This is a genomic window from Collinsella aerofaciens, from assembly GCF_040915545.1.
Classification (GTDB): Bacteria; Actinomycetota; Coriobacteriia; order Coriobacteriales; family Coriobacteriaceae; genus Collinsella; species Collinsella aerofaciens_BE.
The window spans coordinates 26,133-34,865 of record NZ_JBCPDH010000021.1 but is presented as its reverse complement, the minus strand read 5'-3'; the positions used below and the strand labels follow the sequence as shown (position 1 = coordinate 34,865).

Annotated in this window: 8 protein-coding genes; 5 read left to right on the top strand and 3 right to left on the bottom strand. The window is 59.0% G+C overall.

From position 1 onward, the window contains the following. Positions 1-291 precede the first annotated feature (291 nt). From AB5202_RS07395 to AB5202_RS07385, 3 genes are all read left to right on the top strand, one after another. On the top strand, positions 292-1,116 hold the full coding sequence (locus AB5202_RS07395; RefSeq protein WP_368144584.1) for a PfkB family carbohydrate kinase: 825 nt from the start codon (positions 292-294) through the stop codon (positions 1,114-1,116). After that, positions 1,109-1,438 (top strand): TIGR04076 family protein, encoded by a 330-nt coding sequence (locus AB5202_RS07390; protein ID WP_084591874.1) that lies wholly within the window; start codon positions 1,109-1,111, stop codon positions 1,436-1,438. The genes AB5202_RS07395 and AB5202_RS07390 overlap by 8 nt, the downstream gene beginning before the upstream one ends. 183 nt (positions 1,439-1,621) lie before the next feature. After that, a complete protein-coding gene (locus tag AB5202_RS07385; RefSeq protein ID WP_368144586.1) occupies positions 1,622-2,983 on the top strand; it encodes an ATP-binding protein in 1,362 nt (453 codons plus the stop codon). Positions 2,984-3,160: 177 nt separating this feature from the next. Here the strand turns inward: AB5202_RS07385 and AB5202_RS07380 are convergent, their stop codons facing one another. The 3 genes from AB5202_RS07380 to AB5202_RS07370 all read right to left on the bottom strand — a co-directional run bounded on the left by AB5202_RS07380 (position 3,161) and on the right by AB5202_RS07370 (position 6,469). Beyond that, a complete protein-coding gene (locus AB5202_RS07380) occupies positions 3,161-3,607 on the bottom strand; it encodes a low molecular weight protein-tyrosine-phosphatase (RefSeq protein WP_368144587.1) in 447 nt (148 codons plus the stop codon). Positions 3,608-3,640: 33 nt separating this feature from the next. Beyond that, entirely contained in the window at positions 3,641-5,011 is a 1,371-nt protein-coding gene (locus AB5202_RS07375; RefSeq protein ID WP_368144588.1) for an ATP-binding protein, read from the bottom strand. A 195-nt stretch (positions 5,012-5,206) separates the two neighbouring features. Further along, a complete protein-coding gene (locus AB5202_RS07370; RefSeq protein WP_368144589.1) occupies positions 5,207-6,469 on the bottom strand; it encodes an MFS transporter in 1,263 nt (420 codons plus the stop codon). 250 nt (positions 6,470-6,719) lie between these two features. Here AB5202_RS07370 and AB5202_RS07365 point away from each other — a divergent pair, with 250 nt between their 5' ends. Together AB5202_RS07365 and AB5202_RS07360 are read left to right on the top strand one after the other, a co-directional pair. Further along, positions 6,720-7,589: a hypothetical protein gene (locus AB5202_RS07365; protein WP_368144591.1), complete on the top strand. Its 870-nt coding sequence runs from the start codon at positions 6,720-6,722 to the stop codon at positions 7,587-7,589. A gap of 79 nt (positions 7,590-7,668) precedes the next feature. Then, positions 7,669-8,562 (top strand): aldose 1-epimerase family protein, encoded by an 894-nt coding sequence (locus AB5202_RS07360; protein WP_368144592.1) that lies wholly within the window; start codon positions 7,669-7,671, stop codon positions 8,560-8,562. Positions 8,563-8,733 lie beyond the last annotated feature (171 nt).

Sequence of the window (8,733 nt, the reverse complement as noted above, 5' to 3'; positions counted from 1 at the left end):
GCCTAATCCGCGGTCTTTCATGCAGCAGGGGCTCTCAATGTTTTTATGTCCTGCTCATATCGTCTGTGCCGGCACTTGGGGACACTCCTTGCGCTAATTGCCGGGATAGTCGTTGGGGACGTTCTTGTTTGACTAGTCATTTAAGAACGTCCCCAACGACTACCTCGTTTTCGTAACCTTTTCGCAACAATGCGCTCTTCGCGACCCTAGTGACTGCTCACGACGCCTCCTGCGCTACACTTAGTCGCACTGTGGCGCTGCTGCGCCGTGCCCGAACCAAGGGAGACCCTCATGAAGAATACTCAGCTGCTGCTGATCAACGATATGTGCGGCTACGGCAAGGTCGCGCTTTCCGCCATGCTGCCGGTGCTGTCGCATATGGGCTACCGCATCCACAACCTGCCAACGGCGCTCGTTTCCGATACGCTTAACTACCCCAAGTTTTACATCCACGACACCACGGAGTATGTCCGCCAGAGCCTCGCCATCTGGGAGGAGCTCGGCTTTGAGTTCGACGCCATCTCTACCGGCTTTATCGTGACCGAGGAAGAGACGCGCATCATTTCGGACTTCTGCCACCGTCGCGCGCAAAAGGGTACCAAGGTGTTCGTCGACCCCATCATGGGCGACAACGGCAAGCTCTACGCCGGCGTGCCCGAGTCCACGATCGGTCTCATGCGCAGCCTGCTCGAGTGCGCCGACTATGCGGTGCCAAACTACACCGAGGCGTGCCTGCTCACCGATACGCCCATTGCCGAGCAAATCACGCCCGATGAGGGCCGCACTCTTGTGGATGCCGTGCGTGCCCTGGGCGCCAAGTCGGTGGTCATTACGAGCGCTGTGGTCGACGGTGCGAATGTCGTCATCGGTTACGACCATGTGGCGGGGGAGTACTTCACGATTCCCTTCGACCTGATCCCGGTCTATTTCCCGGGCACGGGCGACACGTTCTCGGCGGTGCTCGTCGGCCGCGTTATGGCAGGTTGGAGTCTGCAGCGCGCGACGTCCGATGCCATGCGCGTGGTGGCTGAGCTTATCGAGCACAATGCCGACCAAGAGGACAAGTCGGCTGGCCTTCCCATCGAGGCCTGCCTGGACGTGATTGACCATGAGTAATGCTGGCGAGGGCGGCGCCAAGCCTGCGGGCGGGGGCAAGCCGCTCGGCGCGCCGCGTGGCAAGCGTCCGCGTATCCGCGTGAGCTGCGTGGACCAGCTGGGTGCGTGCCGCTGCCACCATGGTCACAAGCCGGGCGACGTTTTTGACTTCGACCGAGACCGCGGCAAGATGTGCGCCATGGCCTGCCATGTGGGCTTTCCCTATATCGATATCCTGCGCTATGGCGGAACTGTGCCTGGCAACGAGCCCGGCACGGCAAAGTTCTGCTGCCCCGAGGTTGATACGCTAAACGTCTGGCTTGCCGAGATCGTCGACGAGTAGTCGAGCGCAATGTGACAAAGGGACAGTCCCTTTGTCACATTCGCCGGTGGCGTTCCTTCTATTGTGCTTGTAATCTCAAATCTCTGCATTTCATCCGATTTTAGGTTCTAAAAAATCTGCATTTCATCGATAATCAAGCATATAAACTTTGCATTTCATTCGATGATATTGAGGGGAGAGCCTATGCTGCGTAGGAAAATAGCGGCAGAGCTGGAGCGTTGGCTGAAGTCTACCGAGCAAAAGGCCTTATTCATCACGGGTTCTCGCCAGATCGGCAAAAGCTATTCGATTCGCGCGTTTGGCAAAGCCAGCCACGCAACTTACATCGAGCTTAACCTCATGGAAAATCGCCAGGCAAAAGATGCTCTTCTCGAGGCGCGGGATGCCGATGATTTCATCAGCAGAGTGACGCTTCTTTCGGGAAAGTCGATTGCACCAGGCAAAACGCTCGTGTTTATCGATGAGGTCCAAGAGGCCCCCGACATCATGACGATGGCAAAGTTCCTTGTTGAGGACGGGAGGTGCCGCTGGGCGTTTTCGGGGTCAATGCTCGGGACCCAGTTCAAGGGCGTCAGGTCCTATCCCGTGGGGTATGTCCACGAGCTTAGGATGTTCCCGCTCGATTTTGAGGAGTTTTGCTGGGCAATCGGGGTGAGCGAAGGGGCTCGCCAAACGATACGCGACGCGTGCATCAACGAGAAGCCCATTCCTGGTTACATTCATGACGCGATGATGGCAAACTTCAGGACCTATACCGTTGTCGGCGGAATGCCAGAGGTCGTGCAGCGTTTCCTTGACACGCGGGGCGACCTTGCCTCTGTTCGTCAGCTGCAGTCAGAGCTCAACGAACAGTACCGACGGGATATCTCCAAGTATGCAAGCGGGCGAGCCCTTCAGGTGCAGAGCATCTACGATCAGCTCCCTATTATGCTCGAGGGCGAAAACAAGCGCTTCGTGCTCAATTCCATTGACCCCAAGGCTCACTACGAGAAGTATCAGCGAGATTTTGTATGGCTTGTCGATGCCGGCGTTGCCCTCAAAGCCGATATCGTAACCGAGCCAAAATCACCCCTGCTCAAGACGGCACGGCCATCGCAGTTCAAGCTATATCAATCGGATACGGGCATGTTGATGGCGCGCTACCCCGTTGGAGTCGCCCAAGCGGCGTATCTTGATAGCAAGGAGCCCAATCTGGGCGGCATTTACGAAAACGTGGTGGCCCAGCAGCTGGCTGCCCAAAATCGCCAGCTTTACTACTATCAGACAAAAAAGCGCGGTGAAGTGGACTTTGTGGTCGATGGACCGGATGGGACGGCTGTTCCGATCGAGGTTAAATCGGGCTCCTATTACCACGCGCACGCTGCGCTCGGTCATGTGCTTGATACGGCTGAATATGGCGTAAGGCTCGGGATTGTTTTCTCGAGAGGCAACGTTGAGCGCAACGGAGCGGTTCTCTATTTGCCGCTATATGCGACCTGGGCCCTTTCGGATGTTTTGGGCGACTCCTGTGCCAAGGGGATTAAGCTGGAGGTCAAGCCGGTCTAGGGTCAGTCCCGGATGTGACAAAGGGACAGTCCCTTTGTCACATTCATGAGTGTGGATTTTCTCCCGTTTAGGGCGCACTTGAACGCTCAAAGCGGGAGAAAATCCACGCTCATTTTTCATGTGGGAGATTATCCACGCTCGTTTCGCGCCGAAGGCGTGGCCCGCGGCCTCGCTTGCCTACAGCTGCTCGAGTATAGCGGTGCAACCGGCGAGTACATCGCGGTAGGTGGCGTCGAAATTGCCGGTGTACCAGGGGTCGGCCACGTCGCCGGGTCGATCGGTCCAATCGAGCAGGCGCGAGATCTTGCCATCGGGGTCCTTCCCAAAAATTCGGTACAGGCCGCGGGCGTTCTCGTCGTCCATATAGACAATGTGGTCCCAGTCGTCATACTCCGCGCGACGCACCTGACGTGCACGATGTGCGACGACGGGAATCCCGACTTCACGCAGCTTGGCAACGGTGCCACGATGCGGCGAGTTGCCGATTTCCTCGGTCGACGTTGCAGCGGAATCAATGACAAACTCCGCCTCGCGCCTAGCGCGGCGCACGAGCTCGGTAAACACCGACTCAGCCATCGTCGAGCGACAGATATTTCCATAGCAGATAAAAAGAATGCGTTGCATGAGCGGCTTCCTTTCTAGGCGGTCGTGCAGGGCTTACAGACTGCTCTTGAGGCAGTTTGCTCCAATAAAGCCCGCTGCGTACAAGGGGAGGTGGCGCAGCTCGCGCCCGTCATCGGTTTCGCTGCGGGAAAAATTGTTCTCGGACAAAATGTAGGCATATGGCGATCGGGCTTTGTCCATAAACGACCCGAGGGTTCTCGCGCGCACGTTACGTGCGGACTTTACTTCGACGGGCACAATTTCCATACGGTCGGTCTGAAGTAAAAAATCGAGCTCGCCGGTCGTCTTCCAAGACGACGGCGGCACCCAGTAATACGTCTGCAAGCTATTGCCCGAAAATGCTTGCATGACCGAGTTTTCCGCCAGGGCGCCTCGGAAGTCGGAAGATAGCGCTATGGCGGAATCCTCTTTGAGGTCGAGCCAGAGCCGCGGGTTGATGCCGAGTTTGTAGAACATGAGGCCGGTATCGAGAAGATAGACCTTAAAGAAACTTCCATCTTCGTCGTCGAAGGGAACGAGGGGAGGCTCGATGCCTTCGGTCAGGTTGTTGACCGATATGATGCCGGCGCCTTCGAGCCAGTCGAGCGGCTCGATAAGCTTGGCGCGACGGCCTCCGCGTTCGACCTCGGAGTACTTGAATTTTTTTGTGGACGATCTCAGCAGCTGGGACGGAATGGAGCGCCAGACCTTGCGCGCCGCCACGCCGCTGATCCCGTTTTCGGGGTCGGTCATATCGGCGGTATAGGTCTCGTCGATTTCGCGCTGCTCGACGCGCGCATCCTCGATGGATAACGTCTTGCGATATGCGTTGACGGCGGCGGGCATGCCGCCCACGATCTGGTATCGATGAAACAGGCTGAGCGCGGCTTGGTGCGCGGCGTAGGTCTCGAGCGTGTCGGCGTGGGTACGAATGGCATTGGCCATCTGCTCCTCGTCGAGCGCCCAGAGAAACTCCTCGAACGACATAGGATGCATGGTCTCTTGACGAACGCCGCTGGGAAAAGGCAACTTGCGCTTGCGCGTGGCGACGCCGAGCTGACTGCCGGTCGCGCATATGCGCCAGCCCGAACCCGAAAAAAAGCGAAGCGAGTTGAGCGCCCGTTCGCAGAGCTGCACCTCGTCAAACAGGATGAAGGCGGTTTCTTTGCGAATGGGGGTGCGTTTATAGTCTGAGATTCGCGCCACGATGGCGTCAACGTCGTCGGTGGGACAGTCGAACAGCGGAGCGATCAGCTCAAGATCGGTCTGAAAGTCGAGTTTGACAAACGCATCGCCGGCGATTCGTCTGCCGATTTCCTCGGCAACGTACGTTTTGCCTATGCGTCGCGCACCACGGATGAGGAGGGGGCGCGACGCGTCCTTTGTCGCCCATGATTCGATAACGGATTCGATTGATCTGCGCATGGGGCCGCCTTTCCAATTTCGTGTACTTCAGATACATAGTTTAGTACGATTTCATGTACTTGGAATACACGAAATAGTGGAAAAGTGTGTATCTGAAGTACACGAAATTGCACTGCTGGAGCTTGCAGGCGGATAAACACTACTCGTATGGGACGGTTTTCACCGGTTGCTCGCCACCTTGGGCTATGTTCGCCCCTATGCCTGCATCCGGGGCTGTGCTGATTGACGACGGCGCTCCCAGCGAGCCAACTTAATCGTCACCAGCGTGAGCGCCCAGGCCACAAGCGAGAACACGGCACCGACCGCGCCAACGTAGGCAATGCCAGCTCCGCTTACCACGGCGCCGCCCACCGCGGTGCCAAACGAAATGCCGACATTAAACGCCATGGGTTCTACCGAGCTCGCGAGCACCATCGATTTGGGATGGCGGCTGCGAGCCACGTCCATAAAGTGCGTGATGCACGACACCGAGAACAGGTACATGAGCATCGCCAGGCTAAAGACAAAGACCAGCGCGAGCGGCATGGCGGCGCCCACGGCAAACAGCCCGAGCAGTGCCGCCGCCTGCAGCACAAACGTAACCAGCAGCGCCTTCATGCCAAAACGCGCATCGATCCATCCGCCCAGGATGTTCGAGATCAGGCAGAACACGCCATAGGCCATAAGTGTGGTGCTCGCCTGAACGGTATCCATGCCCAGCACCTGCTCCAGATAAGGCGTCACGTAGCCGTAGAATACGTAGACCGAGCCCACGCCAAACAAGAAGATGAGCATGCCGGTGATGATACTCGGCTCGCGTAGTAGCCCCGCCTGCTCGCGGAAGGTGGCGGGCTCATCGGTCTGCCCGGCGCGAGGCATAAACGCCACGAGCGCGCTACAGATCAAAACGGCAAAGGTCAGCGTGCCGTACATGGCCACGTGCCAATCGAGTGTGTCGGCCACAAACTTGCCAATCGAGGTCACAAAGACCATCGCCACGGAAAACGCGCCGTACACGACCGAGATGGCAAGTGAGGTTTGCTGCGGGGATAGCAGCTCAGGGATGTACGTCACGCCCACGGCGAGCAGCGCACCCGAGACAGAGCCCAGGACAATGCGTGAGATAAACAGCACCTGGAAGTTGGGAGCCAACGCCATGACCAGGTTGCCGAGCACAAAGACGACGCTATAGCACACGAGCAGCTGGTAGCGGCGGAATCGCCCCGTGCTGAGCGCGAGCACCGGCGTCGCGATAGCGTAGACGAGCGCAAACACGCTGATGAGCTGGCCCGCAGTGGCAAGTGATATGCCGAGTTCCGTTGCCAAGTCGCTTTCGATGCCGATGACCACGAACTCGGAGCAGCCGAGCGAGAATCCCAACAGCACGAGCAGCGCCAGGCAGAGCTTGGTGCGCGCGGGGGAGAGCGCGTCGGCGGTTGGCTTACTTTTAGGCGTGGTTGCGGCGGTCAAGGTTGTCACTCCAATGTCGCATGAATAAGCGGGATTCAATCCCTGCAACTCTAACAGAATGTGAAAAGGGACAGTCCCTGTGTCACATTGCGCTGCCGGCCAGTCGCCCAAACCGTCACAACATTCGTTGAAAAACTTAAAAACGAGGAAAAGCGTCGAATGTTGTGATGGTTTTCCTATCTGTGCCGGCGAGCCGCCGTGCCGTCTGGGGGTATAAGGCTAGCAAGTGTTTATTTGCGAGGCCTAAGGGGCGCCCCGTATGGATATCGATAACTTTGAATGGTGGTATAGCGAGGGCGAGGCTCCGGACGAGGAGTGGGACGAGCCCGCGCCGCGTGACGTGTCGAGCGACGAGGACGAGACCGGCAACGATGCCGCTGTCGAGCCTGACGCCGCCTCTGATGCCGCCGAGCCCCTAACCTTTGAACAGGCCTGGGCCCAGGCCGAGGCCGACGAGGCTAAGGCCGATGCCACGGCCACACTCGGTGAGCCGGCGGACATGTCCATCTCGCCGGCCAAGACCCCGCAGCCGCGCCATAACATCGACCCCGGCAGCACGGCATCCTTCAGCATACTCGACGTGCCCGCGCAGGGTGCTCAGGCGCCCGCCCCCACGCATCGCCCCAACCTGGCTCGCGAGGAAGACGCGGGCCGCCGCTCTCCGCTCGGTCCCATCCTCATCGCCTTCATGGCCGGCGTCATCGCTTGCTCGGCGATCGGAAATGTCTGGAGCCATGTGGAGCAACAGCGCAAAGATGCCGCCAAGGTCGAGATGTCTGTCGAGCAATCGCTCAGCCGCACGCGCTCGGTGCATGTGTCGATCGAGGTCAAGGACGGTGCGACGTGGGACACCGCCCGCGGCGACAGCCAGATGCTCATCCACATCGTGGGCCGCACACTCAGGGGGCAGGCGATTGACGAGTATCAATATGTCAACTCCGCTGGCGACGGCATCGAACTCAAGCCCGGCGACTACGAGCTCACGGTCGACGAGCCGCCCGTCGCCACCGATGGCACGCGCTTCCGCGCCTCAAAGCGCATGGTTCCCGTGAGCTTTAACTCGCAGGCGCCCGATACGGTCGACAGCACGCCGCAGGGCGGATTCGACCTTTACGCAATCGCTCAATAACTGCGCCTGCCGCTTCTCCTTGCCGCCAAGAGTGGCACAATAGCCCTCGACACTATTGTTTACTTTTGGAGGAAGTAGCATGTCCACCGTCACCACCATCAAGCGCGGCGGCCTCACCGCGGCCATCGATTCCATGGGCGCCCAGCTCACGAGCCTTGCCCTCGACGGCAACGAGTATCTGTGGCAGGGCGACCCGGCCTTTTGGGGCAAGCACGCGCCCATTCTGTTCCCCATCGTGGGCTCACTGCGCAACAACACAGCAACGTCTGCGGCCGGCACCTGCGAGATGCCGCGCCACGGCCTCGCGCGCATCGTCGAGCACAAGCTGGTCGAGGTCTCCGAGGACGGCTCGTCCGTCACCTACGAGATCACCGACACGCCTGAGTCGCTCAAGGCTTTCCCCTTCCACTTTAAGCTCAACATGACCTATGCCCTAACCGGCGACGCCACGCTTACCCAGACCTTTGCCGTCACCAACACCGGCGACGTGGACCTGCCGTTCTCGGTGGGCGGTCACCCTGCATTTAACGTGCCCGCCCCCGGTGCCGAGGACGAGGCGTTCGAGGATTACGAGCTGGCATTTACCGAGGCTTGGACCAACGAGGCCCCCATCATCACGCCCGATGGCCTCATGACGTTCGAGGGTAGCTACAAGGCTCCCGATAACTCGGACGTGCTGCCCATCACGCACCGCAGCTTCGATAACGACGCCATCATGTTCACCGATACCCCGGGCTCCACGCTCACGCTGCGCGGCCGCAAGTCGGGCCACGGCGTCAAGATCGACTTTGAGGGCTTTAAGTACATCGGCGTGTGGTCTGCCGCCAACGACGCCCCGTTTGTGGCGCTCGAGCCTTGGACCGGTCACACCACCATGTCCACCGAGGACGACGTCTTTGAGCACAAGGTCAACACCATCACCTTGGCCCCCGGCGCTACCGATAAACGCAGCTTTAGCGTAACGCTGCTCTAGAGGTTCCGCCGTTCTAACGAACGGCGGACCAGTCGACGCTGCGCGCCACCCAGAGCGACAATTTGTCATTCAAAAGGCAAGGCATGACCAGAAGGTTTATGCCTTGCCTTTTTCATGCCTAGTCGTTGGGGACGTTCTTGTTTGACTAGTCGTTTAAGAACGTCCCCAACG

Excerpts from the sequence above, each read along its gene's own strand:
- AB5202_RS07375 (WP_368144588.1), bottom strand. The coding sequence starts at position 5,011 with ATGCGCAGATCAATCGAATCCGTTATCGAATCATGGGCGACAAAGGAC.
- AB5202_RS07395 (WP_368144584.1), top strand. The coding sequence starts at position 292 with ATGAAGAATACTCAGCTGCTGCTGATCAACGATATGTGCGGCTACGGC.
- AB5202_RS07365 (WP_368144591.1), top strand. The coding sequence starts at position 6,720 with ATGGATATCGATAACTTTGAATGGTGGTATAGCGAGGGCGAGGCTCCG.
- AB5202_RS07385 (WP_368144586.1), top strand. The coding sequence starts at position 1,622 with ATGCTGCGTAGGAAAATAGCGGCAGAGCTGGAGCGTTGGCTGAAGTCT.
- AB5202_RS07360 (WP_368144592.1), top strand. The coding sequence starts at position 7,669 with ATGTCCACCGTCACCACCATCAAGCGCGGCGGCCTCACCGCGGCCATC.
- AB5202_RS07390 (WP_084591874.1), top strand. The coding sequence starts at position 1,109 with ATGAGTAATGCTGGCGAGGGCGGCGCCAAGCCTGCGGGCGGGGGCAAG.
- AB5202_RS07380 (WP_368144587.1), bottom strand. The coding sequence starts at position 3,607 with ATGCAACGCATTCTTTTTATCTGCTATGGAAATATCTGTCGCTCGACG.